We start from the raw sequence: 25,627 nt of genomic DNA, 5'->3' as shown, positions 1-25,627 counted from the left end.
CACTAGGGCGACCCGTTTTGACCCGGTGTGCCGCCAACCTGGCCGGCGCTACCGCCCTTGCCGCCGCTTCCGCCGTTGACGCCGTTGCCGCCGTTGCCGCCGTTGCCGTACGGCGACGCTTCGTAAGTACCGTTGATGACCAACCCGGCGTTGCCGCCGTTGCCGCCCGCGCCGATGAGCCCGAGCCCGCCAGCACCGGCGCCGCCGCTGCCGCCGTTACCGGTGGGCGCCGCACCACCGTGCCCGCCGGCACCGCCGATGCCAACCCCCAATCCACTGGCGGCCCCGCCCGCAACGCCGTTGCCGCCCGCCCCACCCGTCCCGGTGGCGGCTCCACCGTCTCCGCCGGCACCGCCGCTGTAGGCGCCGAAGAGCGGCGTCGTCCCCGAGCCACCGTTGCCGCCGGCCCCGCCGATTCCACCGGCACCGGAGGCCGCACCACCGGAGCCGCCGTCGCCGCCATGGGCCACACCGAACCCAAAGAAGTCGAAATTCTCGACGAAGCCACCATTTCCGCCGCTCCCAGCGGTCCCGGTGGTCGCCGTGCCGCCGTCGCCGCCCGCACCGCCCAGGTTCACGTCGATGGCAAAGATGCCCTCGGAAATGCTGACGCCGCCCGCGCCGCCGTCGGCGCCACTAGTACCCGAACCGCCGTGCCCGCCGGCACCACCGATACCGATGTCGATCCCGATGGGGCTGTGGGCGACGGCCACTCCGCCGTTCCCGCCGAGTCCACCGCCGCCGGTGGAAGCGTCGCCGCCGGCGCCGCCGGCCCCACCGATGCTGAAAAACAGGCTCTCCGCACTGCCACCGGATCCACCGAACCCGCCGAAACCACTGGTACCGGCCTGACCCTGACCTCCGGATCCGGCAATGGCGGCCAGCACTGCGTGGGCGCCACCGCCCCCACCACCGTCACCGCCGTTGCTGCCGACACCGGTGCCGGCGCCGCCACCGTCGCCGCCCGCCGCGATCAACCCGAAGCCCGTCCCGCCGAGACCGCCAGCGCCGCCGGCCGCGGCGGTCGCGCCGGCACCGGTGGCCGCCCCACCAACCCCGCCGACTCCGCCCACGCCCGAGCCCACGATCGCCACGCCGAGGCCACCACTGCCGGCGGCCCCAGCGGTGGCGCCCGCGCCGGTGGCGGCCCCACCGGTGCCGCCAGCACCGCCATGGGCCGCGGCAAAGCCGACGAAATCGAATGCGACGCAGCTGCCGCCGCTACCGCCCGCCCCGGCCATCCCCGTGCTCGCCGCACCGCCGATGCCTCCAGCGCCGCCTTGGCCGAAGGCGATTCCGACATAGCCCGAATAAGCGGAACCACCGCCACCTCCGGCACCGCCCGTAGCGCCGGCGCCCCCGTGCCCGCCAGCACCGCCGACGTTGAAATTGATCCCCGCGGGGATACGAGCGGTGGCCATGCCTCCGGCGCCGCCGGCACCGCCGATTCCCGTGGTGGCATCGCCGCCGTGTCCGCCGGCTCCGCCGAGGCTGACGATCAGGCCGTCCGCGTTGCCTCCGGCGCCGCCGACTCCGCCGGTTCCGCTGCTAGCGGCGCCGCCATCGCCACCGACTCCGCCGATCGCGATGAATGCCCCTCCCGCGCCTCCGGCCCCACCGGCCCCGCCGTTGCCGGCACCGCTGGCAGCCCCGCCGAGTCCGCCGGCCCCGCCGCCGCCCCACAACCATCCGCCGGCGCCGCCGGGGCCGCCTGCCGCGTCGGCGCCTCCGGCACCACCAGCCCCGCCGTTGCCGATCAGCCCGGCCGATCCGCCGGCGCCCCCGGCCATCCCCGCCGAACCCGATCCGCCGTTGCCGCCGTTGCCGAACAACAGCCCGCCGGGTCCGCCGGCGTCCCCGCTTCCCGGGGCACCGTTGGTGCCGTTGCCGATCAGGGGGCGCCCCAACACGGCGGCGGCGGGCGCGTTGACCATCCCCAGCAGGTCTTGCCCGAGGGTCTGCAACGACGCCGTATTAGCGGTCTCGGCGGCCGCATACATCTGAACGCCACCGGTCAGCGCCTGGACGAACCGGCCGTGGAACGCCACCGCCTCAGCGCTCACGGCCTGGTACTGCAGGGCATGGTCGGAGAACAACGCCGCGATGGCGGCCGACACCTCATCACCGGCAGCGGCCATCAGCCGGGTGGTCGAAACCGCGGCTGCCGCATTGGCCGCATTGATAGCCGCACCGAGACCGGCCACATCCGTGGCGGCCGCCGTCAAGGTGTCCAGGGCCGCGATCACACCAGACATGAGCTCCCCTTACCCCGGCCAGCCGTCGATCCAGATTCAAGCACAACTCCGGTGCCCCATCCGGGGATTGCGCTGACAGGTACTCCGGCCGACGCAGCCGCGGCTTCGCGGCACCGGCCAGCACCGCCCCCGGCACGGGCCCTGGATTGAAACTCCTTGCAGGACTGGATGGTTTGATGCTGACCGCGCTTACGCCAGTGCTACCCAACTGGCCGGCAGCATCGGCACCCGCGCGCCGGCGCACGGGTCGGCGCCGCCGACGGTGACCAACCCACCGGCCGGCAGGGTTGTCGGGTTGGGCATGGTTGCGGCGAATCCGACCAGGCCAACGCCTTGACCGGGCGCCGCGGCGGCTGCGGCGGTCACCGCTGCCGCGCTCGTCAGCACCCCCAGTGAACCCACCGCGGCATCCGCGACCGGCGCAGCCGCAACGGCCGGCAGCGCCAACCCCGCGGCAAGATTGGCACCCAACGCCCCAACCGAGCCCAAAGCCGCACCGCCACCGAGAATCCATTCGATCACCGCGGCGACGACCAACAACGGATCGAACACGATCTGCAGCGCCGGCAGCACGACAAAGCCAAACCAGAGCATCGCGTAATTCCATAGCAGGGAAAGCGCAACGGAAAAGTGGCCGGTCAAGAAATCCAATAGCGCCAGCAGCGGGAGTTTCAGTCCGTACGTCGACAGCACAACGATGCCGACAATCAATTCAAATACATTGATGAATTCGGCTCCGACCAGCGTCGCCAACTCGAGCAATAACCGCTGGATCGGCGTTTCAGCGACAGCCTGGACGACGGCGCTGACGAATTGCGCTGCGGCATCGGCCCCGGGCTTGATGATGACCGGCGCCGGGGGCGTGCGCGGTACGGCGAGTAGCGCATCAGCCGCAACCGCCTGGTAAACGCTCATGGTGGTGGCGGCTTGGATCCACATCCGCACGTAGTCGACCTCGTTGAGCGCAATGGGGATGGTGTTGAGGCCGAAGAAGTTGGTGGCCACCAACACCGCGTGGGTGGCATGGTTAGCCGCCAACTCGCCCAACGTCGGCATCGCGGCCAGGGCGCCGGTGTAGGCCGTCGCGGCGGCCTGATGGGCCGCTGCTGTTGCCGCACTGTCGGCGCTGGCCTGCATCAACCAGGACAGGTACGGGAGATAAGCCGCGATGCAACACTGCGCGCTGGGGCCGTCCCAGGCGCCGGCTTGGACACCGGTCAATATCGCGGTCAGTTCTTCGGCCACCGCCAGGTATTCGGCGCTGAGCTCCGTCCAGGTTTGCGCCGCCGCCAGCAGTGAACCTGGTCCCGGCCCCGCGCTCAGCAGCGCCGAATGCGCCTCCGGCGCAGAAGCCATCCACAGCGGCGCTGTCATGTCGAGTCCGCCGGGCCCGCGCTTCGCCCCTCACCGCGGCCCCCGGCCGCCGTTGCCGCCCGCAACGGCGGCCGCGTCGCCGAACCGACAGTCAGCGACCCACCGGGACAGGGCTCCGGCGTTGTTGATTAGCAGGCTTGTGAGCTGGGGAATTGTGGATTGAGGAGGTCTAGGCGGCGGTTGGCGGTCAAAGCGGTGATCCGGCAGGCTTCGGCGATGTTGTCGGCGCCGTTGAGGCGGTGCAGATTGATCGCGGTGTTGCGTAGCGTTGCTAGGACCTGTGCGCCGTTTCCGGTATGTGCCCTTTGACGGTCTTCGTCGAAGGTGACGTCGCGTATCCAGTGCAGGCTGTTCTCGATTCCCCAGTGTTGACGCATCCAGGTCATGATCGCGGTAGGGTGGGCGTGCTCGAACGGCAGGCTGCAGATGGCATAGACCACCTCCACGCTGCGCTGGTCGGTGGCGGTGATCAAACGTTCACGAGTGATCCGGATGATTTGTTTTGCGTAGGGGAAGCCGATTCCTCGTGCAGCGGTGATGATTTGCAGGGTGCGGGTCTCGACACGGCCGTGGCCGCGGGAGTCGTCGGTAGCGGCTGTGGGCACCTCGGCCCAGGGCAGCGCGGTGATACGCGCAAGTATTTTGGCTTGGTTGGACTTGACGATCATCAGGTAGTGCGACTTCAAGGTGGCGCAGATCAACTTCGCGGTGACGACCTGGGTATGCATCGCATCCACGGTGACCAGCCACCGCAAGCTACCCGGCAGCAGCGTGAGCAGGGCACGTACGCAGGGAATTTCATTGCTTTTCTCGGCGACAGCGAGTTGACCGAGCACCAATCGGGCACGGTGGGCGAACACCGACACGAGATGCGTGGCTGTCGCTTTGGCGCGTAAAGGCACCACGCAGCATCTTGCCGTCCAACGCGATCGGCACCAATCCACTGGGGTCGCTGCTGGCCACGTGTGCAGTGAAGTAACTGCCCATCCTGGCGTTGAGGTCGGCGGGGTCTAGCCGAGACAAAACAGCGCGGAAGGTCTTCTCACTGGGCCGCCGGAACCGGACCCCTAATTAGGCCAACACATCATCGGGAGCGGTGGCCGCCCATGTGGCAAAACCAGCATAGCCGCGCATCCCCGCGGCAGTGGCCAGAACCGCGATCGCCAACAAAGCCATCAGCGAATACCTCCGACCGCGTGGGTCCCTCGGGTCTGGCACCGAGGCCAACACATCGAGAAACTCCGATCCGATGAGCTCGCTGCGCTCACCAGGACTCCAGCGGTCGAACACCTCTGGAACCGACGACACAGGCAATACTGAAACGGTAGGCACGGGCAACTCCAGACCAACGACGAACAGTAACCAACTCGATCGTTCTCCAGATAGCCCGTGCCTACACTCCGGCCCCAATAGCGCGGCACCAAAGATCATCAACCCAGCTCACAAGCCTGCTAATCAACAACGCCGGAGCCCTGCCCACCGGGATCTGCTTGAACGCCCAAAACTTGTCCTCGAGATGTGTCATATTCGCAGGCTGCACCGGGCCGCCGGCGCTGGAATAACCAATCACGGATCGCGTATTGCGAATCGATCTAAACAATCCGTTCGCAATGCCTGCAAGATCTGGTTAATTCGTTCTCGTTTTAACGTGATAAAGAAAAACTATGAGCGCAGGCGGCCTCGGCCACCGGCCCGATCTCCGGGCACCGTTGGCCCGGCCGCGCCCGCATCTGGCACCTCTCTGCAAGCGCCGTAGTGGCAGGCTGGATACTGGCCCGATTCATGTAATCAACCCAGCGATAAGGAAGTCAGCGTGCCAATCGCCACGACCAACCCGGCGACCGGGGAGACAGTCAAGACTTTCACTGCAGCATCCAACGATGAGGTCGACGCCGCGATAGCGCGCGCCTACGCGCGGTTCCAGGACTACCGCCGCAACACCACGTTCGCCCAGCGCGCCGAGTGGGCTCACGCCACGGCCGATCTGATAGAGGCCGAGGCTGACCAGACTGCCGCCCTGATGACGCTTGAAATGGGCAAGACGATCGCATCGGCCAAGGCCGAAGTCCTCAAGTCCGCCAAGGGTTTTCGCTACTACGCCGACAACGCTGCGGCGCTGCTCGCCGACGAGCCCGCGGACGCCGGCAAGGTGGGCGCCTCTCAGGCCTACACCCGCTGCCAGCCGCTGGGTGTGGTGCTGGCCGTGATGCCGTGGAACTTTCCGTTGTGGCAAGCCGTCCGGTTCGCCGCGCCCGCTCTGATGGCCGGCAACGTCGGGCTGCTCAAGCACGCCTCGAACGTGCCGCAGTCCGCGCTCTACCTCGCCGACGTCATTGCCCGCGGCGGCTTCCCGGACGGCTGCTTCCAGACGTTGCTGGTCTCCGCCAGCGCGGTGGAAGGCATCCTGCGTGACCCCCGCGTGGCCGCGGCCACGCTCACCGGTAGCGAGCCCGCGGGTCAGTCGGTCGGCGCCATCGCCGGCGACGAGATCAAGCCCACCGTGCTCGAGCTCGGCGGCAGCGACCCGTTCATCGTGATGCCGTCGGCAGACCTGGACAAGGCGGTCAGCACGGCGGTGACCGGACGGGTGCAGAACAACGGCCAATCCTGCATCGCCGCCAAGCGATTCATCGCCCACGCCGACATCTATGACGCGTTCGTCGACAAGTTCGTCGAGCAGATGTCGGCGCTGACAGTGGGTGACCCGACCGATCCGCAAACCCAGGTCGGTCCGCTGGCCACCGAACAAAGCCGCGACGAAATCGCCCAGCAGGTCGATGACGCCGCCGCGGCCGGGGCCGTGATCCGCTGCGGCGGCAAGCCCCTGGCCGGCCCCGGCTGGTACTACCCGCCGACGGTGATCACCGACATCACCAAGGACATGAACCTCTACACCGAAGAGGTCTTCGGCCCCGTCGCCTCGGTGTACCGGGCCGCCGACATCGATGAAGCGATCGAGATCGCCAACGCCACCACCTTTGGGCTGGGATCCAATGCCTGGACCCAGGACGAGGCGGAGCAGCGCCGTTTCATCAACGACATCGAAGCCGGCCAGGTCTTCATCAACGGCATGGCGGTCTCCTACCCCGAACTCCCATTCGGCGGCATCAAGCGGTCCGGCTACGGCCGCGAGCTCGCCGGGCACGGGATCCGCGAGTTGTGCAACATCAAGACCGTCTGGGTCGGCTAGACGCGCGCCGGCTTCGGCTCGAGGTCGACGTTTTGCAGGAAGGTTCGAGCAACGTCCTGCGAAACGTCGCCCTGGCCGCGACGGCCTCACTCCGCCAGCGGCGCGCGCGCCCACACGCGCGTCAGGTGACCTTTCGAACCTCGACGGTCAGGCTCGGGGAGTAGGCCGCCGTCAGCACCGCCACCAGCCGGCGCACGGCCAGCGCAGGCTGCTCCGGGGTGGGCTCATCGAGCCCGAGGATGGGGTCCAGACCACGCATGTAGGGCGCCAGCGCCAGGTGCGGAAAAATCATCAGCAGCAGCGACAACAACGCATCTGTATCCGAATCCGCACGCAGATCCCCGCGGGCCAGCGCATCTCGCGCCAGCGGCCGCAGCACCTCCAGGTAATGGCGATGTATGACGCTGCGCACGCTGATGCGGGCATCGGTGTCGACCTCTAGGGTCGCGGCGGCATGCAGCGCGCGTTCGCGCGGGTGCTCGGCGAAGTAGGCCACCCAGCCGTCGAGTAGGTCGGTGAGGAATTCGAAGAATGGCCGGCTGGAGTCGAGTTCCCGGATCAGACCTTCGATGTGGGTGCGCACCCGCTGACTGGCGGTGTCGGCGATGTACGCATACAGGTCGCGCTTGTCCGCGAAGTACTGGAACAGGCTGCCCTTGGCGACCCGAGCACGGCGGGCAATGACGTTCAGGCTGCCCTGGGAGAAGCCGTGTGCCCCGAATTCGGCCTCTGCGGCTTCCACGATGGCCGCCCGACGAGCCGGATCCACCCGCGCCCAAGTCACCGTCGGCATCAAGCCTCCTCGCGCCAATGACCGTTGGTCATTTCACTGTGCGGGGCTCACGGTTAACGATTACCGCCCCGCACCGAGGTTGCCACGGTTTTACCGAATCAGGGGCGCATTTCGTAGGCGCCGTTGAGCGGCAGGACGTGTTCCTTCCAGACCTGGTCGTAACGCGCCGCGTCATGCGCCGGACGGCGGATCATCCGCATCGCGAACTGGGCCTGTTGGTCGGTCGTGGCCGCCTTGTCATTCAGTTCGACGGCGTAGCTGTTGAAGTCCCGCACCAGCAGGCCGAAGATCTCGTCGAGCAGCGCGTCGTCCACGCCCGACAGCGGCGCCTCCTCCAAGATCAGCTGCGCATAGGGCACCAGCGCGAAGATCTGGCCGACACCGAACGCGAAGTCGATGTCCTTCTGCTGGGACGCATCCGGGGTGGCGCCGGCCAGCATCTCGGTCAGCACGTCGATCTGCTCCCGCAGCAGCGCGACATTGGGCAGGTGACCGTAGCTGTCGAACGGGGCGCGCCAGTCGTGGAAGCGCACCTTGCCCAGCCCGCCGGTGGGGCCCTGGTTGAACAGGAAGGTGTCGTCGGCCGCGTCGTCGCGACGGGGAATCAGCGGCAGCGCGGCGTCGGGGGCGAACAGGAAGTTGGGCATGAACTTGGCCAACAACCCGATATTGATGTGGACGGTTCCCTCCAGCCTGGGCAGCAGGCCGATCTCGCGGGCCACGGTCTCGAAGAAGGTGTCCTTCTCCACTCCCTTGGCGGCGATGACGTCCCACAACGCGGCAATCACGCGCTCGCCCTCGCTGGTGACCTTGGCCTTGGTCAGCGGGCTGTAGAGCAGGTAGCGACGATCCTCGGCCGAGGCGCTGCGCATGTAGTCGCTGGCCCGGCTGGCCACCAGCCGCATGGCGACCAGGCGCGCATAGGCGTCGGTCAACAACCGACGCACGTGGCTGAAGTCGGTGACGACGGTGCCGTACAGGTGGCGGTTGGCCGCGTGCGTGATGGCCTCGTAGAAGGCGTGGGTGCACATGCCGACCGCGCCCCAGCCCAGGTTGTACTTGCAGACGTTGACCGTGTTAAGCGCGGCATGGAAGGCCCCCATCCCGCGGTGCAGCAGGTCGGCCTCGGTGACCGGGTAGTCGTGCAGCGCGTAATTCGCCACGTAGTTCTGCGAATTCACCACGTTCTTCTTCAGCTCATACCGATCGTGCTGCGAGTCGGCGGCGAAGAAGACGTACTCCGGTTCCTTTGACGAGTCCTCGATCTTGCCGAAGGTCGAGACCATCCGCGCAACGTTGGCGTTGCCGATGTAGTACTTCTCGCCGCTGGCGGTCCAGCCGTGCTCGGACGGCGTCAGGATCATGTCGGTCTGGTAGACGTCGGCGCCGTGGGCCTGCTCGGACAGTCCGAAGGCGAAGACCTCGCCCTGCTCCAACTGCGCGGCCGCCTTGCGCTTGGCGTCCTCGTTGTCACTCATCCAAAACGGGCCCAGGCCCAACGCCGTCACCTGGAACGGGTACCAGTAGCTCAGCCCGTAGAAACCGATAATCTCGGCGAACTCACTGATGCGGTAGGTGTCCCAGCGGCAATCGTCAGCGCCATATTCGGACGGCGTCAACAACGAGGCGAAGATGCGGTGCTCGGCGATGTGGTTGAGAAAGTCCGAGTACCAGGCCCGGTCGTGGTCGTCGCGCTTGAGGCGCGCCTTTCCGCGGGACTCGAAAAAGTCCACTGTCGCGGCCATGATCTCCGCCGAGCGCGCGTCCGGGTATTTGCGTTGCAGGCGGTTGGGGTTGAGCAGCATGAGGGGAGCTCCCATGACTTGACTTCGAAAAGGACGAGCTTAGACGGTACGCCACGCGCCTCACCGCGACCGCGCCGGTAGGCACAAACCGTCGATAACGCCAGGTCGAACGGCTAAAGCCAATCAGCAATTCGGCTGAAATTCGCTGCGTTCTTTCCGTTTCCGGCCGCCACGAATGTGTATTCCGGCGGCCGTCACATCCGCTACACCGTAATAGCGGTGAGCCATTCCCGGCCCCCGGTGCGGCCGCGCGGCGCGAAGGATTTGGCCGGTTCGAGCACGGAAATGAGCCGGGCAAACACCCCTGTTGGCCAGGCCATTATCGACCTAGCATCGCTGATGTGTCAGCGCTAAATACCGCTCGCGGACCCATCGATACCGCTGATCTGGGCGTCACGCTCATGCACGAGCACGTGTTCATCATGACCACCGAAGTCGCCCAGAACTACCCCGAGGCTTGGGGTGACGAACAGGGCTCCGGCGTTGTTGATTAGCAGGCTTGTGAGCTGGGGAATTGTGGATTGAGGAGGTCTAGGCGGCGGTTGGCGGTCAAAGCGGTGATCCGGCAGGCTTCGGCGATGTTGTCGGCGCCGTTGAGGCGGTGCAGATTGATCGCGGTGTTGCGTAGCGTTGCTAGGACCTGTGCGCCGTTTCCGGTATGTGCCCTTTGACGGTCTTCGTCGAAGGTGACGTCGCGTATCCAGTGCAGGCTGTTCTCGATTCCCCAGTGTTGACGCATCCAGGTCATGATCGCGGTAGGGCGGGCGTGCTCGAACGGCAGGCTGCAGATGGCATAGACCACCTCCACGCTGCGCTGGTCGGTGGCGGTGATCAAACGTTCACGAGTGATCCGGATGATTTGTTTTGCGTAGGAGAAGCCGATTCCTCGTACAGCGGTGATGATTTGCAGGGTGCGGGTCTCGACACGGCCGTGGCCGCGGGAGTCGTCGGTAGCGGCTGCGGGCACCTCGGCCCAGGGCAGCGCGGTGATACGCGCAAGTATTTTGGCTTGGTTGGACTTGACGATCATCAGGTAGTGCGACTTCAAGGTGGCGCAGATCAACTTCGCGGTGACGACCTGGGTATGCATCGCATCCACGGTGACCAGCCACCGCAAGCTCCCCGGCAGCAGCGTGAGCAGGGCACGTACGCAGGGAATTTCATTGCTTTTCTCGGCGACAGCGAGTTGACCGAGCACCAATCGGGCACGGTGGGCGAACACCGACACGAGATGCGTGGCTGTCGCTTTGGCGCGTAAAGCACCACGCAGCATCTTGCCGTCCAACGCGATCGGCACCAATCCACTGGGGTCGCTGCTGGCCACGTGTGCAGTGAAGTAACTGCCCATCCTGGCGTTGAGGTCGGCGGGGTCTAGCCGAGACAAAACAGCGCGGAAGGTCTTCTCACTGGGCCGCCGGAACCGGACCCCTAATTAGGCCAACACATCATCGGGAGCGGTGGCCGCCCATGTAGCAAAACCAGCATAGCCGCGCATCCCCGCGGCAGTGGCCAGAACCCCGATCGCCAACAAAGCCATCAGCGAATACCTCCGACCGCGTGGGTCCCTCGGGTCTGGCACCGAGGCCAACACACCGAGAAACTCCGATCCGATGAGCTCGCTGCGCTCACCAGGACTCCAGCGGTCGAACACCTCTGGAACCGACGACACAGGCAATACTGAAACGGTAGGCACGGGCAACTCCAGACCAACGACGAACAGTAACCAACTCGATCGTTCTCCAGATAGCCCGTGCCTACACTCCGGCCCCAATAGCACGGCACCAAAGATCATCAACCCAGCTCACAAGCCTGCTAATCAACAACGCCGGAGCCCTGGGGGAGCGGGCCGCTCCTTGGTGGGTAATTCTCTACAGAACGGGTCAAACATTGGCCCCACAGCCGTCTCGTGGTGAACTCCATGACTTCAAAGTAGTTCCCGTCGCGCGTTCTAATTTGATTGAACGCCAGGCTTCCTGTTGGGGGTCCGTTTACTCTTCGGTAGGATGGGAGCCGCCGAATCGAGGAGTAGTAGACGTGGCCGGTTTTGCCGTCCTGGACTTCGAGACCACCGGATTCGCCGCCGAGTACGACCGTGTGGTCGAGGTTGGCCTCGTGCTGCTGTCGGCGGAGGGGGACATCGAGGACGAGTGGTCAACTCTGATCAATCCTCATCGCGATGTTGGTGCTACCGAGAGGCATGGAATCCGTGCGCGTGACGTACTCGGCGCGCCCGCCTTCGAGGCGATCATCCCGAGGTTGTTGCGGGACCTCCGTGGGCGGGTTTTCGTGGCCCACAACGTCAACTTTGATCAGCGATTTTTGCTGGCAGAGTTGCGTCGGGCCGGAGTGCCGTTGGATAACCCGTGGCTGACCGGATTGTGCACGATGAGGTGGGCCGGTCGCCTGCTTCCGGCTGCGTCGCGGAAGCTGCCGGATTGTTGCGATGCCGCTGGCGTCGTCCTCACTGACGCCCATCGCGCGCTCGCAGATGCCCGGGCTACGGCGAGTCTGCTGAAGTACCTCATCGACCATTGCGGGAGCCCGCCGCCGTGGGCTAAGGAGATAGACGGCGCCGAGGACTTTGAGTGGCCGCAGGTGGTCGGCCCGGAAGTGCGGTTGGTGACGCGCGCGGCGTGGGGGGCAGCGCCTCCACGTCCCCCGGCAGGGTGGCTTGATCGCATCGTCGCGCGCATGCCCCACGAGGACGACCCTCGCGTCGAGTCCTACCTCGAAATCCTCGAATCCGCCCTCCTCGACTGTTACCTGTCCTGCCACGAGGAGGATGCGCTGGTTGAGATGGCCGACAGCTTGGGCCTCTCGCGTCGGCTGCTCGACGAGATCCACCACGACTACCTGCGGTCGATGGCGAGGGTTGCGGTTGCCGATGGGGTTGTCACCGACGACGAGCGCGCTGACCTGCTTCAGGTCGCTGAACTCCTCGGGCTGTCCGCCGACCGCGTGGATGCCGCTCTGGCAATGGTTTCTGCACGTTCGGCCTGCGCCGAGTTCGCGTTGGCGGCGGGCGACGTTCTATGCCTCACGGGGTCGATGCGGCGCCGCCGGTCTGAGTGGGAGGCAGAACTAGCTCAGCGCGGCATCGAGGTCGGGTCGCTTACCCGCAGGACGCGCCTGTTGGTCGCTGCCGATCCCGACTCGGCCACTGGAAAGGCAAGGAAGGCGCGCAAGTACGGCATCCCCATCATTAACGAGGATGCGCTCAGTCGTCTGCTAGGAGCTCGAACCTCTGGCGAATGAAGTCCTACCCCGCGGCTTCAGCAGCACACGCAGCCCACCCTGCTAAGCAGACCCGTTCGACCCGTTCTGGCCAAGCAGCAGCCCGCCGTAGCCGCCGGTACCAGCGGTGCCCCGAATTGCCCCGATTCCCGCATGTCCGCCGTGGCCGCCGTTGCCGATCAGCTGGGCGTTGCCGCCGTTGCCGCCGTTACCGCCGTTGCTGCCGTTGCTGCCGTTCCCGCCGGCCCCGCCGCTTCCGCCGCCGCCGATCAGCCCGGCTTTGCCTCCAGCCGCGCCGTTTCCACCCACGGCACCCGTGCCGGTCCCGCCGCCCCCGCCGTTGCCACCGGTGCCTAGCAGCAGGTCAGCATCGCCGCCGGCCCCGCCGTTCGCGCCGGTGCCATTGATACCGTTGCCGCCCTGTCCGCCATCGCCGCCGTTGCCGATGAGCAGGGCCGCGCCGCCACCGGCTCCGGCGTGCCCGCCGCCGGTGGTTCCTATCCCGCCGTCGCCGCCGGCTCCGCCGTTTCCGATCAGCAGGCCGGCGCTGCCGCCGGCGCCGCCGGCCCCGCCGCCGCCGACGCTCGCCTTTCCGCCCGCCCCGCCTTGCCCGCCGTCACCCAACAGCAGGCCGCCATTGCCGCCCGCTCCACCCGCGCCCCCCGTGTTGTTGTTGGATGCGCCTTCGCCGCCCTGCCCGCCCGTGCCGAACAGCAAGCCGCCGTCGCCGCCTGCTCCGCCGTTGCCGCCAGAGCCGCCAAGGCCCCCTTGCCCGCCGTCGCCGCCCGTACCGAACACCGCGCCGCCCGGCCCACCTGCCCCGCCGTTGCCGGCGATACCTGCTCCGTCGTGGCCGCCGCTGCCGCCGGCGCCGCCCGGGCCCCAGAAGGTGCCGCCGGCTCCTCCCGCCCCGCCGGTACCTCCGCCGCCGCCACCGCCTCCGCCGTTGCCGAATAGCCCAACGGACCCGCCGGTTCCGCCGGTTTGGCCGGCTCCTCCGTTGCCGCCGTAACCGCCCTTGCCCAACAGCCCGGCATCCCCGCCGTCGCCGCCGCGCTGGCCGGGCGCGCCGGAGCCGCCGTTGCCGCCGTTGCCCCACAGGATGCCGCCGTCGCCACCGTCTTGTCCGGTCCCGGGCGCGCCGTCGGTGCCATCGCCGATCAGGGGCCGGCCCAGCAGCCCCTCGGCGGGCATGTTGAGCGCGTTGACCAGGTTTTGGCTCGCGTTGGCGGCCTCGGCACTCGCATACGAGAACGCGCTGGAGTTGAGGGTCGTGACGAATTGTCCGTGCAGGTTTTCGGCCTGGGCGCTCAGTGCCTGAAATGCCTGGCCGTGTGAGCCGAACAGTGCGGCGATGGCCGTCGATACTTCGTCAGCCCCGGCGGCTAGCAGCGTGGTGGTGGGGGCGGCCGCGGCCGTATTAGCCGTGCTGATGGTCGAACCGATGTTCGCCAGACTTGTTGCTGCTATTGATAGTTGCTCGGGAATCGTGACCACAAAGGGCACGCTGCTACCCCTCTCTTCTCCCGCTTACCGGCCATCGTGCCTGGTCAGCTGGATTGAGTATTCGGCCGCGCGGCGAGCATATCGCATTCCGGCTTGCCGATCCGGCGCTTCGCCGGACTTCGGTGAATTTGCTGGCCTATCCGCGAACGCGCCTGCGGCGGGGACGCGTCGCTACTGGTAGCCGCCCTGTCGTTCAAAGATCCGGCGCGGATTGTCCACCAGCATGGTGTGCACCTGTTCGTGGGTCACCCCTCGTTCTTTGAGCGCCGGGATCACGTCGTTGTGGATATGTAGGTAGTGCCAGTTCGGCGTGGCCACCGCTGTCAGCTCCTCGGGCAGCGCGTCGAAATAGCAGTTGGCGTCGTGGGAGAGCACCATCTTGTCGGCGTGGCCACGCTCGCACATCGTCGCCACGATGTTGACTCGGTCCTCGAACGGCAGGATCAGGTCGATGCCGAAGCGGTCCATCCCCAGGTAGGAGCCAGCGGCGATGAGCTCCTCGAGGTAGCCGACGTCGGTGCTGTCACCGGAGTGCCCGATGATCACCCGGCTCAGGTCGACACCTTCTTCTTCGAAGATGCGCTGTTGCTCGAGTCCGCGTCGCAGCCCGGCGTGGGTGTGGGTGGAGATCGGCACCCCGGTGCGCTTGTGCGTCTGGGCCACCGCACGTAATACCCGCTCGACACCGGGGGTGATGCCGGGCTCGTCGGTGGCGCACTTGAGGATGCCCGCCTTGACGCCGGTGTCGGCGATGCCCTGTTCGATGTCCCGGACGAACATGTCGGTCATGATCTCCGGGCCGTCGAGCATCCCACCGGGGCCTTGATAGTGGAAACGATATGGGACGTCGTTGTAGGTGTAGAGGCCCGTCGCCACGACGATGTTGAGGTCGGTGGCGGCGGCGATCCGGGCGATGCGCGGGATATAGCGGCCCAGGCCGATCACGGTCAGGTCGACGATGGTGTCCACACCGCGCGACTTCAATTCGTTGAGCCGGGTGATCGCATCAGCCACCCGCTTCTCTTCGTCACCCCAGGGCTCCGGCGTTGTTGATTAGCAGGCTTGTGAGCTGGGGAATTGTGGATTGAGGAGGTCTAGGCGGCGGTTGGCGGTCAAAGCGGTGATCCGGCAGGCTTCGGCGATGTTGTCGGCGCCGTTGAGGCGGTGCAGATTGATCGCGGTGTTGCGTAGCGTTGCTAGGACCTGTGCGCCGTTTCCGGTATGTGCCCTTTGACGGTCTTCGTCGAAGGTGACGTCGCGTATCCAGTGCAGGCTGTTCTCGATTCCCCAGTGTTGACGCATCCAGGTCATGATCGCGGTAGGGCGGGCGTGCTCGAACGGCAGGCTGCAGATGGCATAGACCACCTCCACGCTGCGCTGGTCGGTGGCGGTGATCAAGCGTTCACGAGTGATCCGGATGATTTGTTTTGCGTAGGAGAAGCCGATTCCTCGTACAGCGGTGATGATTTGCAGGGTGCGGGTCTCGACACGGCCGTGGCCGCGGGAGTCGTCGGTAGCGGCTGCGGGCACCTCGGCCCAGGGCAGCGCGGTGATACGCGCAAGTATTTTGGCTTGGTTGGACTTGACGATCATCAGGTAGTGCGACTTCAAGGTGGCGCAGATCAACTTCGCGGTGACGACCTGGGTATGCATCGCATCCACGGTGACCAGCCACCGCAAGCTACCCGGCAGCAGCGTGAGCAGGGCACGTACGCAGGGAATTTCATTGCTTTTCTCGGCGACAGCGAGTTGACCGAGCACCAATCGGGCACGGTGGGCGAACACCGACACGAGATGCGTGGCTGTCGCTTTGGCGCGTAAAGGCACCACGCAGCATCTTGCCGTCCAACGCGATCGGCACCAATCCACTGGGGTCGCTGCTGGCCACGTGTGCAGTGAAGTAACTGCCCATCCTGGCGTTGAGGTCGGCGGGGTCTAGCCGAGACAAAACAGCGCGGAAGGTCTTCTCACTGGGCCGCCGGAACCGGACCCCTAATTAGGCCAACACATCATCGGGAGCGGTGGCCGCCCATGTAGCAAAACCAGCATAGCCGCGCATCCCCGCGGCAGTGGCCAGAACCGCGATCGCCAACAAAGCCATCAGCGAATACCTCCGACCGCGTGGGTCCCTCGGGTCTGGCACCGAGACCAACACACCGAGAAACTCCGATCCGATGAGCTCGCTGCGCTCACCAGGACTCCAGCGGTCGAACACCTCTGGAACCGACGACACAGGCAATACTGAAACGGTAGGCACGGGCAACTCCAGACCAACGACGAACAGTAACCAACTCGATCGTTCTCCAGATAGCCCGTGCCTACACTCCGGCCCCAATAGCACGGCACCAAAGATCATCAACACAGCTCACAAGCCTGCTAATCAACAACGCCGGAGCCCTGCCCGCTCCCCGAGCAGCAACGGCGACTGCGCAAAGAGGGGCTGTTGCCCGAACTCGTCCCAAAGGGGCATTTGTTCGGGCGATCGTGGAATCACGAGGACTCAAAGATGACAAATAGGGATCACCGCGTCAGCGGGGCGCGCGGGATCATGTATGCACTCCAAATGCCCCCGTGTGGACCGGGCGCTTTTGGGAAACAATTTGGGGACAACAAGATTCGATTCTCACTCAGGTCGGTGATCGTTCGGGCCACGTCGGTCACGAAGCAGCCAAGCCGGTCGATGGCAGCAACGACCACGGTGTCTCCAAGGCGCGAATAGTCGGGCATCGCCGACAACCCGGTCGGGCCCCTTGGCCGATCCCAACAGTTTGTCGGCAATGACGCGTTCCAAGGCATGCCTGGTCGCAGCAAGCGCCACGAGCAGGGCGTCGAGGTCCTGACCGGTGGTGCTGACGCAGGCGTAGCCCACGGTATGGCGCCAACGAAGAGACCGCAGCGGCCGAGATGGCCGCCGTGCGACCCAGGTTGGTCTAGATGGTGCTGACCCTTTCCCAAGTCCAGGCATGGAGCACCGAGCACCTGATCGAGGCGGCCACCTACTGGAGCAAGACCGCCGATCAGTGGGAAGACGTGTTTCTCCAAATGCGCAACCAATCCCACACCCTCGTGTGGGAAGGCGCTGGCGGTGATGCGCTACGGCAGCGAACCGGTGCTGACCTGGCGATCGTGAGCACCAAGGCCGACGAACTACGCCAAGCCAGCAAAATTGCCCGCGATGGCGCCGGAACCATCGGCATTGCCCAACGCAGGGTGCTCCATGCCGTTGAAGACGCCCACAACGCCGGTTTCACTGTCGGAGAAGACTTCTCAGTCACCGATATCCGAACCAGCCGCAGCTCCGCCGAGCAAGCAGCCCGCCAAGCACAAGCACAAGCACAAGCACAAGCACAAGCACAAGCACAAGCACAAGCACAAGCACTCGCTACCGACATCCGCCAACGCGCAGTCGAGCCGCTGCCGCCTCCTGCCCCGGGACGGCTGCCGCCCCTGACCCCAGGCGAAATGGCGACCCCCAGACTGCCAGCACCCCCACCGCAGCCTCCGATACGGGGCGGCGCCGATCTCGCGCCGGCCGAACCCCCACCTGTTGTGCGCACACCTATGGAGCCACCAGCCCGTCTAGGCGGCCCCATTGCGGGCGGCCCGGTACCGCCAGAATCCATCCCACACCCCGTTCAACCGCCGCACAGCCACCACGGGCCACCTGTGCTGGGCAAAGACGAGCTACCGGACTTAGGTGAATTCAACCCAGGATGACAAGAGGAACTTAATTACTTTCTAAGACAACGGATTAGAGCGTCTCAAAGTGCTGCGTGACCAGACGATTACTCCCCAGGAGGGGACTGTCGCCTCCGCTGCTCGCGACGTATTCCTTCCCCCATCGTTCGATATTCTCAATTTCCTCGGCCGTGCGGATGCGGCCGCCGTTCGGAAACAATAATTTGGCGCGCTCGTAGCCGCCGATTTTGCGTTGCAGGCCACGCAGCAAGCACATTGCCTCGGCGTCAGAGAACCTTGTACCGATCTCGAAATCCAGACCCGCACCGATCAAGCTGCTGGCGAACGTGACTTCAGACAATAACAGCACCCGCGCCCAATCCAGATCTGTCAAGGGCTCACGATCGGTGACAGCACGCTCAAGACGCACGATGAGTTCGCCGAACTGCTCCCAGGTTGATAACCCCAGCACCTGGAACGGAAACGGCTTCCCGGCCGCCGACCTCCGCCACTCGTCCAATGTCTGCCGAATGAAATCGCGCTCATCCCCGGTCAGATCGACCGCCACCAACTCAGAGGAATTTGTCATTGAGTCGATCGTACGGCCAGCACCTGACGTACGAGGGTGTCGACTGCCACGATGATGGGGCTACCTTGACCAGGTTTTAGCCAGTCCAGCAATCTTGCGACTCCCGACGACGACACGCCCGTAGTCCCTGACCCGTGTCTCGCGCCAACTCGACGCCCGTGAAGCCCTCCGGGTCCGGGCACCCTCTGAGACAAGATGTGAGGCGTCTCGGTTCTCTAGAAGTGAGACACGTCGGGCGTTCGCCCAAGCCCCTGGGATGGTGGCTGGCCGCCGTTGTTGTGTTTGCCTACACTTCGGTTCGTGGGGTCTTCGTTGCGTGTGGATACCGCGGGCGTGCAGGCGATGGCCTGGCGGTGGGGTATCGCAGCTGGGGAGCTGACCAGCATGGATGCGCCGGCGGGGCTGGGGTTGTCCTGCCAGCTCAGCGCGGCCGCAGTCGATGCCGCCCATGGTGAGGTGGCGGCGTTTACTACCGGGCTAGCCATTCAGGTGAACGCACGCACCGCGGGCGTGACTCAAGCCGATAGTGGCTATCTGGCCAATGAAGCTGCCTCGGCCGATGTGCTGGCAGCGGTGGCTCCATCGGTGACCCGCGTGTAGTAATGGCAGCGTCGGGAATTCCGGACCTGTCAGCGTTGTTGGCTTGGCCCACCGATCATCTCACTGAGGCGGCTGCTCATTGGGACAACGTAGGCGAGCACACCTATGCGGTGGCCCACCAGCTGTGGCGCGATGCAACGTCGATTGATTGGAGCGGCCATGCCGCCGGCGCGTTGCGCGCCGCAACGCACGCCGACCTGCAAACTACCAGCGCGGCAGTCGACCAGTTGCAGGAAGCGGCCCGTGTCGCGCGTAATGGGGCCTCGGATCTTTACGCCGCCCGTTCGCGGGTGCGGTACGCAGTCACCGACGCCCAGGCAGCGGGATTTCAAGTAGAAGAAGACCTTTCGGTCACCGATCGCATGACGGGCGGATCAGCGGCCCAGCGCGCGGCCCAGCAAGCCCAAGCCCAGGCCTTCGCCGGCGACCTCCGTCAGCGTGCCGCCCAACTGGTGGGCCTGGACGCTCAAGTCGCCACAAAAGTTACGGCCGCGGTGGCCGGGATCGGCAGCAGTTTCCCGCAAATTCCTGCACCCGCCGCCCCGCCAATGGGCAACCCGGTCCGCGCCGTCGACAACCGCACGTTCAAACAAAACCCGCCACCAGCGCCGGTCGACCCCAAGGACATGACCGCAGAGGAGGCTCGCGCAGCATGGGCGGACATCAACAGTGAAATAGGCAAGTACAACGCCCGGTGCGGGCGCACCTTCGTCTTGCCGACCGAACAGGGCGCTTACGACGCCTGTATCGCCGACAAAGGACCCCTACTCGATCGCCAAGCTGCCATCCGAGCCCGCCTCGGGCAACTCGGTATACCCGTCGAAGGCGAAGACCCAACCCACCCAGGAACCGCGGAACCACCATTTCCACCACCCACCCGAATCAACGGGCTGACAGAACATGGAGCACAACGTGTCGAAGGGCGAGACGGCCACGGGGTCAACGACAATGCAATGCAAGACGCCGTCGCGCATCCGATAGAGCCACCACAGTTCATGCCTGATCAATATGGTGGCACCTGGCGATATATCGGCAAGGACGCGACGGTTAGTCTGAACGAAAACGGGCAAGTGACAACGGCCTGGGCAAATAGCCGCAATGGATGGAGGAATCCGTGAACAACATTCTCGATGTCGTTCCATCCGAGCACCGCGTTCTTATCATGGATGAGCTGACACGCCGTAACCCCGATCTCCTTGCGGAGCTTCGCACCGTGCAGAAGCCAACCAACGACCAGAGCGACGCCGTTGTGGATGCGCTGTCGCATGCGTTGAGCGCGAACTACGGGCCAGGGCATGTACCAAACGACTATGGACTAGCGGTTGAACGCGCAATTGACGCCTACCTCGAAGCGTGGCCCATATACAGGTAGACACCGTGTCCCCGAGGACAGGACAGCGTTCCCATCATCGTGGCACCTTCGGCCGGGGACAAGAACCCAGTCGTCACGTTTCTTTATAAACGAGACTGTGCAAGGCGGGTGAGCTTGCAACAGTGGGCGGCTCGGCGGTCCAGCGATACGTCGGCAGGATCGAGACGAGATTCGAGCTCAAATCTCTAGAAAAGAGACATCCATAGCTGATCTAAGTAGCGTCACGTCGAGCAAGACTCCCGCGCGACCGCAGAGCACGGAACCGCGCGTGATTGAGCCATTGTGGCGCGATGGCCATCTGGCTTGCGATGTGAGTTGTTATCCATGAGCTCGCCGTTAAACCCCCAAGAATGCAACCGGGTCAGCTGCGGGTCGAGGTCCCTCAGCTAGAAGCCACGGCTGGCGAATGGAGTCAACGAAGCGCCACTCTGGCCGCCTTAACACCCCCTTCACCAGGACAGCCGTTTCAGCCCACCACAGCCGCGGTGAGCAGTGCCCACACAGCTGTTGGCCTCGCCGCAGCAGCGCTTACAACCCGCACCCAAGAGACAATCGTTGCCGTCGAGAGCGGTGCGACACGGTATGCCACCAACGAAACGACCTCACCAGCCGAGATGGCTGCCGTGCAACCCAGGTTGGTCTAGGTGGTGCCGACCCTGTCCCAGGTTCGGGCATGGAGCACCGGGCATCTGATCGAAGCGACTAGCTACTGGACTCAGACCGCCGATCAGTGGGAAGACGTGTTCTTGCAGATGCGCCACGAAGTAGCGTCGCACGGCCCGGGCCAGGTGGTCCGATTACGAGGCTGCACGATGGCTCGGCCTAAGATGGGTGCCCCTGAGCCCGCCGTCACACTTTCCGGGGATGGAGCCGGGTCTGCTGCGGGTCGCTGTCCGACAGCTGCAAACCACCGCCATTCATTGGAGTCAACAAGCCGTTGAACTTGCCGCTGCCTCCCTCACCAGGGGAGCCGCTTCAACCCGCCGCGGCGGCGGGCAGGGCCGGGAGCGGTTGGCGCGTTCCACTGGGGGTATCAGCGTTCGGGCCCCAGGTCCGGCCGGCGGTGACGACATGCCCGACTACCAGCGCGTCAACGTTGGATGAACTGCCCATCGCGCCCACCAGATCGCGATACGCTGTATTCCTGACTGATTCCTCGACCCACTGACCAGGCGGCGGCCGGTGAGCTGACGAGAGGACTGGCTCATGTCGTTCGTTTCCGTCATCCCTGAACAGCTGACTGCGGCAGCCACGAACCTGGCCGGTGTCGGATCGACGATCAGCACGGCCAATGCCACCGCGGCCGGCCCCACTGCCGCGGCGTTGGCCGCCGGCGCCGATGATGTTTCGGCGGCCGTCTCATCATTTTTCGGCGCCTACGCGCGAGACTACCAGGCGTTCAGCGTGCAGGTCGAGGCCCTTCACGACCAGTTCGTGCGCGCCGTCACCTCCGGTGCGGCGTCGTATGCGGGCGCCGAGGCCACCAGCGTCCAACAGATCCTGCTCGACGCGATCAATGCGCCCACCCAAGCGCTGCTGGGACGCCCGCTGATCGGCAACGGCGCCAATGCGGCCCCGGGATCCGGGGCAAACGGGGGCGACGGCAGCATCTTGTACGGCAACGGCGGCGCGGGTGGCTCCGGAGCGGCCGGCGGCAACGGCGGGGCCGGCGGCGCCGCCGGACTCGTTGGCAACGGCGGCGCTGGTGGAGCCGGCGGGAACAATGCCGCGGGCGGCTCCGGCGGGGCGGGGGGCCTGCTGTACGGCAATGGCGGGGCTGGCGGCATCGGAGGCACCAGCGCCGGCTCGGGCGGAGCCGGCGGGGCGGGGGGCCTGCTGTTCGGCACCGGCGGAGCCGGCGGCACTGGCGGGTTCGGCGGCGGCCTAATGACCAGTGGGGGCGCCGGCGGGACCGGTGGGGCCGGTGGCTTGCTGTTCGGCACCGGCGGATCCGGCGGCGCCGGCGGCGGCAGCAACGCCTTCACCGCGGGTGACGGCGGGACCGGCGGGGCCGGCGGACAGGGGGCGCGATGTTCGGCAACGGCGGGGCCGGCGGAGGCGGCGGAGACGGCATCAACGTCGGAGGCAAAGGCGGGGCCGGAGGAGCGGCCGCCACACTGTTCGGCAGCGGAGGCACCGGTGGGGACGGCGGAAACGCCGGCGCCGGCGTCACCTTCGGGGGCGCCGGCGGGGAGGGCGGGGCCGCCGCCTTGCTCGGCGGAAACGGGGGTTCCGGCGGGCATGGCGGAATCGGAAATGTCGGCGGCAAGGGCGGGGCCGGAGCTGCCGGCGCGATGCTGCTCGGCAACGGCGGCGACGGCGGCGATGGTGGAAATTCCCTTGCCAGTCTCGCCGGTGCGGGAGGAGCCGCCGGTAACGCGGGGCTGATCGGCAGCGGCGGCACCGGCGGGGCCGGGGGCCAGAGCTTCTCCGGCACCGGCGGTAAGGGCGGCGATGGCGGCAGCGCCCTGTTGATCGGCGACGGCGGCAACGGCGGCAACGGCGGGGCCGGGGCTACCGCTGGTGTCGGCGGCACCGCGGGCACGGGTGGCTTCCTGTTCGGACTGGACGGGATGAACGGGTCGCCGTAGCTGTGCGGCGCTCAGGGCGCGATCGCGTCCGCTTCCCGGTCGATGTCCTGCCCGGCGCTGTGCTCGGTCCGTTTCGCCCAGCGGCGCAATGCTTCTCGACAGGGTGACTCCACCAGCGCATAGCTGACGGCGGCGATCGCGAAGCCAAAGATCAACGTCAGCACCAGCACCGTCGGCATCCGTCCGGTGAACGCAAAGGTGCCGATCACCGGGAACACCATGTCCAGGGCGGCCAAATGCCAGATGAACAGCCCGTAGGACCAGCGCCCCAGGGTCACCATGGTGGTGCTGCCCAGTAGCCGGTGGGGCGTGCCGGGCCGGTCCAGCACCAACGGCGCCACCAGCGCGAACGCCACCACGGCACCCATCGCGGTCTTCACCGCGAATTGCGTCGCCGAGCCCTGGACCAGGCCGGCCGGACCGGCCAGCGGTGATGCCGCCACCAGATACGCCAGCATCGCCACCACACCGATCAGCACGCGGTGGCGCGCCAACCGGTGTACCAGCCCGATCGGGCTGTGCACCCACTCGGCCAGCAACATGCCGGCGGCGAACCAAGAGAAGAAGGCCGGCGGCCAGTTCAGCGGGTTCATCCCGGAACCGGCGGCCACCGGCAACCACGCCCAGGCCAGACTGAGCGCGGCCGCGGCGGCGATGACGGGCACCCGGGCCCCGACTGGCACACGGCGGGCCAGGAACGCGAGCAGCGGCAACGCCAGGTAGAAGCCGACCTCGACGGACAGGCTCCACATCTGGGTGAGGCCCCCGGTCAGCGTCAATGGCACGTAGATCTGGGTAAGGGTCAAGTTCGCCAGCCACACGGTCAAACTCGCGTGGTCCGAATCCGGCAGCAGGGACAAGATCACAACCACCGCGACCACGTAGGCGGGCATGATCCGGACCGCCCGCGACCGCAGATAGTGACCCGTGCGGGGACGCGGTGATCCGCCCCGAGCGGCCGCAGCGTGCCCCCGCCACAACAGAAACCCCGACAGCGCGAAGAACACCGCCACCGCCAGATCGAAGCGGCCGAACAGCCGGCCGGCGACTCCACTGGAGTGGCCGGTCTGGAAGGCGACATGGGTGACGACCACCCCCATTGCCGCGCAGGCACGCATGCCCTCCACGGGAGGCAGAAAGCTGCGTGTCCCCCCCACCTGCTGGCCGTCGGTCACCATCACAGTCTGCCCGTCATCGACTGGCGGCCGAATCGGGTACACCGGCAAAGTTGGGGCAGGTTCGCACACCGGGACCATACGTTCTGCTGTTAGGGTCAAACGGGTTTGACTGCCTGCTTATTCGGGTGGGAACAGGTCGCGGCCAACGAGTCTTTGGTCCAGAAGGAGGTCACAGCAACGTGAACCGAGCAGTCATGTTGCGGATCGCCGCATTGGGAACGATCGGACTCGGGTCCGCTCTCCTGATCGCCGCGCTGCTGCTGTCGACCTATACCAGCAGCAAGATCACCAAAATCCCGCTCGATATCGATGCCACCCTGATCAGCGAAGGCAAGGGATCGGCGCTCGACTCGGCCTCGCTGGCCACCGACCACATCGTCATCAACCAGAACGTGCCGTTGGTGTCCCAACAGCAGATCACGGTCGAGTCACCGGCCAATGCCGATGTGGTCACCCTGCAGGTCGGAACCTCGGTCCGGCGTACCGACAAGCAGAAGGACACCGGTCTGCTGCTGGCGATCGTGGACACGGTCACCCTCAACCGGCACACGGCGATGGCCATCTCCGACGACACCCACACCGGGGGAACGGTCCAGAAACCGCGTGGCTTCGGCGACGAAAGCCCGCCAACCGCTATCCCGCTGCGGCACGAGGGCTTGTCCTACCGCTTCCCGTTCCACACCGAGAAGAAGTCCTACCCCTACTTCGATCCGATCGCACAGAAGCCGTTCGACGCCAACTATGACAGCGAAGAGGACGTCAACGGCCTGACCACCTACCGGTTCACCCAGAACATCGGCTACAACTCCGAAGGCAAGCTGGTCGCACCGGTCAAGTACCCGTCGCTGTACGCCGGCGACGAAGACGGCAAGGTCACCACGACCGCCGCGATGTGGGGTGTTCCGGGAGAGCCGGACGAAGAGATCACGATGACCCGCTACTACGCGGCGCAACGCACCTTCTGGGTGGACCCGGTCACGGGCACCATCGTCAAGCAGACCGTGCACGCCAACCACTACTTCGCCCGTGAGGCGATGAAGCCAGAGGTAACCCTAGCCGACTACAAGGTCACCTCCAACGAAGACACGGTCGAGACCCAGGTCAACACCGCCCGCGACGAACGTGACCGGCTGGCGCTGTGGTCGCGGGTGCTGCCGATCACGTTCACCGCAATCGGCTTGGTCACGCTGGTCGGCGGCGGGCTGCTCACCTCGTTCAGCCTGCGGACCGAAAGCATCCTGATGGATCCGAGCCTGGACCGCGACGACACCGACTTCCTGCGGCGCGTCGGACTCGAGCAGCCGGTGCCGGGAGCCGAAGCCGAGACCGAGAAGCTGCCCGCGCAGCGTCCAGACTCGTCGGACGACGGTCCTGACTCGGACAAGACTCCGCCCGATTCGGCCGAATCGTCGTCGGAGTCGGGCTCGGCTGAGCCCTCTGGTCCCGAGGAACGGACCTAGCC

Annotated in this window: 16 protein-coding genes and 7 pseudogenes; 11 read left to right on the top strand and 12 right to left on the bottom strand. The window is 66.1% G+C overall.

Features of this window, described 5'->3' with window-relative positions; all coding sequences use genetic code 11:
* Positions 1 to 2: 2 nt before the first annotated feature.
* The 3 genes and pseudogenes from CKW46_RS04805 to CKW46_RS04795 all read right to left on the bottom strand — a co-directional run bounded on the left by CKW46_RS04805 (position 3) and on the right by CKW46_RS04795 (position 4,961).
* The gene (locus tag CKW46_RS04805; protein WP_482052899.1) at positions 3 to 2,255 is read right to left on the bottom strand and encodes a PE family protein; all 2,253 of its coding nucleotides are present in this window, start codon (positions 2,253 to 2,255) and stop codon (positions 3 to 5) included.
* A 189-nt stretch (positions 2,256 to 2,444) separates the two neighbouring features.
* Positions 2,445 to 3,629: a PPE family protein gene (locus CKW46_RS04800; RefSeq protein WP_482052898.1), complete on the bottom strand. Its 1,185-nt coding sequence runs from the start codon at positions 3,627 to 3,629 to the stop codon at positions 2,445 to 2,447.
* A gap of 128 nt (positions 3,630 to 3,757) precedes the next feature.
* A pseudogene (locus CKW46_RS04795) lies at positions 3,758 to 4,961 on the bottom strand (ISAs1-like element IS2404/ISMul1 family transposase).
* A 481-nt stretch (positions 4,962 to 5,442) separates the two neighbouring features.
* Between CKW46_RS04795 and CKW46_RS04790 the strand changes: the two are divergent.
* Positions 5,443 to 6,819 carry an NADP-dependent succinic semialdehyde dehydrogenase gene (locus tag CKW46_RS04790; protein WP_482052897.1) on the top strand — a complete coding sequence of 459 codons (1,377 nt, stop codon included), beginning with the start codon at positions 5,443 to 5,445 and terminating at the stop codon, positions 6,817 to 6,819.
* Positions 6,820 to 6,940: 121 nt separating this feature from the next.
* Here CKW46_RS04790 and CKW46_RS04785 read toward each other — a convergent pair whose 3' ends face one another.
* Positions 6,941 to 7,612 carry a TetR/AcrR family transcriptional regulator gene (locus CKW46_RS04785; RefSeq protein ID WP_482052896.1) on the bottom strand — a complete coding sequence of 224 codons (672 nt, stop codon included), beginning with the start codon at positions 7,610 to 7,612 and terminating at the stop codon, positions 6,941 to 6,943.
* Between the two features lie 98 nt (positions 7,613 to 7,710).
* Positions 7,711 to 9,417, bottom strand: a complete 1,707-nt coding sequence (locus CKW46_RS04780; protein ID WP_015354240.1) for an acyl-CoA dehydrogenase family protein — start codon at positions 9,415 to 9,417, stop codon at positions 7,711 to 7,713.
* Positions 9,418 to 9,758: 341 nt separating this feature from the next.
* On the opposite strand from CKW46_RS04780, the pseudogene CKW46_RS04775 reads away from it, so the two are divergent.
* A pseudogene (locus tag CKW46_RS04775) lies at positions 9,759 to 9,887 on the top strand (phosphotriesterase family protein); the annotation flags it as partial.
* A 20-nt stretch (positions 9,888 to 9,907) separates the two neighbouring features.
* Here the strand turns inward: CKW46_RS04775 and CKW46_RS04770 are convergent.
* Positions 9,908 to 11,110, bottom strand: a pseudogene (locus CKW46_RS04770) (ISAs1-like element IS2404/ISMul1 family transposase).
* Positions 11,111 to 11,451: 341 nt separating this feature from the next.
* On the opposite strand from CKW46_RS04770, the gene CKW46_RS04765 reads away from it, so the two are divergent.
* Positions 11,452 to 12,672, top strand: a complete 1,221-nt coding sequence (locus CKW46_RS04765; protein WP_482052895.1) for an exonuclease domain-containing protein — start codon at positions 11,452 to 11,454, stop codon at positions 12,670 to 12,672.
* A 42-nt stretch (positions 12,673 to 12,714) separates the two neighbouring features.
* Here the strand turns inward: CKW46_RS04765 and CKW46_RS04760 are convergent, their stop codons facing one another.
* From CKW46_RS04760 to CKW46_RS04750, 3 genes and pseudogenes are all read right to left on the bottom strand, one after another.
* Entirely contained in the window at positions 12,715 to 14,157 is a 1,443-nt protein-coding gene (locus CKW46_RS04760) for a PE family protein (protein ID WP_482052894.1), read from the bottom strand.
* Positions 14,158 to 14,328: 171 nt separating this feature from the next.
* A pseudogene (locus tag CKW46_RS04755) lies at positions 14,329 to 15,201 on the bottom strand (phosphotriesterase family protein); the annotation flags it as partial.
* A gap of 9 nt (positions 15,202 to 15,210) precedes the next feature.
* A pseudogene (locus tag CKW46_RS04750) lies at positions 15,211 to 16,414 on the bottom strand (ISAs1-like element IS2404/ISMul1 family transposase).
* A gap of 677 nt (positions 16,415 to 17,091) precedes the next feature.
* Here CKW46_RS04750 and CKW46_RS04745 point away from each other — a divergent pair.
* Complete coding sequence (locus CKW46_RS04745) at positions 17,092 to 17,874, top strand: hypothetical protein (RefSeq protein ID WP_499018829.1); 783 nt, start codon at positions 17,092 to 17,094, stop codon at positions 17,872 to 17,874.
* A gap of 34 nt (positions 17,875 to 17,908) precedes the next feature.
* On the opposite strand, the gene CKW46_RS04740 is transcribed toward CKW46_RS04745, so the two are convergent.
* Positions 17,909 to 18,403, bottom strand: coding sequence for a hypothetical protein (locus tag CKW46_RS04740; RefSeq protein WP_499018827.1), 495 nt, complete (start codon positions 18,401 to 18,403; stop codon positions 17,909 to 17,911).
* Between the two features lie 321 nt (positions 18,404 to 18,724).
* Here CKW46_RS04740 and CKW46_RS04735 point away from each other — a divergent pair, with 321 nt between their 5' ends.
* From CKW46_RS04735 to CKW46_RS04715, 5 genes and pseudogenes are all read left to right on the top strand, one after another.
* The gene (locus CKW46_RS04735; RefSeq protein ID WP_231395776.1) at positions 18,725 to 19,024 is read left to right on the top strand and encodes a hypothetical protein; all 300 of its coding nucleotides are present in this window, start codon (positions 18,725 to 18,727) and stop codon (positions 19,022 to 19,024) included.
* A gap of 2 nt (positions 19,025 to 19,026) precedes the next feature.
* Complete coding sequence (locus CKW46_RS04730) at positions 19,027 to 20,142, top strand: hypothetical protein (protein WP_117435705.1); 1,116 nt, start codon at positions 19,027 to 19,029, stop codon at positions 20,140 to 20,142.
* On the top strand, positions 20,127 to 20,396 hold the full coding sequence (locus tag CKW46_RS04725) for a hypothetical protein (protein WP_011739336.1): 270 nt from the start codon (positions 20,127 to 20,129) through the stop codon (positions 20,394 to 20,396). The genes CKW46_RS04730 and CKW46_RS04725 overlap by 16 nt, the downstream gene beginning before the upstream one ends.
* Positions 20,397 to 20,746: 350 nt before the next feature.
* Positions 20,747 to 21,040: a hypothetical protein gene (locus CKW46_RS04720; protein ID WP_083866393.1), complete on the top strand. Its 294-nt coding sequence runs from the start codon at positions 20,747 to 20,749 to the stop codon at positions 21,038 to 21,040.
* Positions 21,041 to 21,181 (top strand): annotated as a pseudogene (locus CKW46_RS04715) (hypothetical protein); the annotation flags it as partial.
* A gap of 190 nt (positions 21,182 to 21,371) precedes the next feature.
* Here the strand turns inward: CKW46_RS04715 and CKW46_RS04710 are convergent.
* The gene (locus tag CKW46_RS04710; protein WP_482052892.1) at positions 21,372 to 21,509 is read right to left on the bottom strand and encodes a hypothetical protein; all 138 of its coding nucleotides are present in this window, start codon (positions 21,507 to 21,509) and stop codon (positions 21,372 to 21,374) included.
* Between the two features lie 93 nt (positions 21,510 to 21,602).
* Between CKW46_RS04710 and CKW46_RS04705 the strand changes: the two are divergent.
* Positions 21,603 to 22,987 (top strand): annotated as a pseudogene (locus CKW46_RS04705) (PE family protein).
* Positions 22,988 to 22,998: 11 nt separating this feature from the next.
* Here CKW46_RS04705 and CKW46_RS04700 read toward each other — a convergent pair.
* The gene (locus CKW46_RS04700) at positions 22,999 to 24,243 is read right to left on the bottom strand and encodes an acyltransferase family protein (RefSeq protein ID WP_015354225.1); all 1,245 of its coding nucleotides are present in this window, start codon (positions 24,241 to 24,243) and stop codon (positions 22,999 to 23,001) included.
* A gap of 101 nt (positions 24,244 to 24,344) precedes the next feature.
* On the opposite strand from CKW46_RS04700, the gene pgfA reads away from it, so the two are divergent.
* Positions 24,345 to 25,625 (top strand): cell envelope lipid trafficking protein PgfA, encoded by a 1,281-nt coding sequence (pgfA, locus tag CKW46_RS04695; RefSeq protein WP_482052891.1) that lies wholly within the window; start codon positions 24,345 to 24,347, stop codon positions 25,623 to 25,625.
* Positions 25,626 to 25,627: the final 2 nt, after the last annotated feature.

It is taken from the genome of Mycobacterium liflandii, assembly GCF_022354805.1.
In the GTDB taxonomy this organism is placed as follows: domain Bacteria; phylum Actinomycetota; class Actinomycetes; order Mycobacteriales; family Mycobacteriaceae; genus Mycobacterium; species Mycobacterium marinum.
Note: the sequence above shows the minus strand (reverse complement) of the source record. Positions and strands in the feature narration are given on the sequence as shown.